General features: G+C 47.6%; 1 protein-coding gene. It reads right to left on the bottom strand.

The features are described 5' to 3' along the window. A partial coding sequence (locus I6E40_RS10630) for a transposase (RefSeq protein ID WP_235387242.1) occupies positions 1–694 on the bottom strand: 694 nt, incomplete at both ends.

Raw genomic sequence — 694 nt, 5'->3', positions numbered from 1 at the left:
AGATGTCCATGATGTCCTTGGCAGACATTGAAGTTTCAGTAGAGAAGAACACCTTCCTTTCCTGAGTCTTCTTACCAGGCTCGAGGCAGTCAACAATGACCACCTTGACCTTGCGCTTGAGACCTACCGACCAGACAACCGAAGAATAGAGTGTTACCACCTTTTCATCCGAGGTGATGTCTTCACTCACAAACACATTCATGTTGAGATTCCTAATGTCCACCCTGTCACCATACACCTTAGGCCTTCCACGCTTACCGGTCTTTGGACCATCATAAAGATAACGCAGTCTTACATCACTTCTGAATCTGCTTATAATATTGAATCCCAAATCAATGACACCATCCACAAAAGGTTTCTTTGAGAAATAGGCATCAGCAACTATCGTCTTGCAGACTTCTAAAAGTGCATCCTTCTGAGAGGCAATGACCTTGAGATACCATGCCAGAAGAGAATTTGGATTATCCATTCCCGCAAGGTACTTGGGAGGACGACCTTTGGACACGATGTCCACCGTCTGCACAGCCCTAAGATGTACGGCATCACGATCATCCGCATCAACAAGCGCTATGCCCAGAATCTCAAGTCCCCATTTCGCAGCAGATTCGCATCCACTCCAGAAGTATCCCGTGCCGGGAGTGTGCTTTCCCGACTTGGGAATGTAGCTCGGATCGATGGCGATGGCAATCCTGTG

The sequence above is a fragment of the Prevotellamassilia timonensis genome, assembly GCF_021531665.1.
GTDB lineage: Bacteria > Bacteroidota > Bacteroidia > Bacteroidales > Bacteroidaceae > Alloprevotella.
This window is presented reverse-complemented; position numbering and strand designations above follow the sequence as displayed.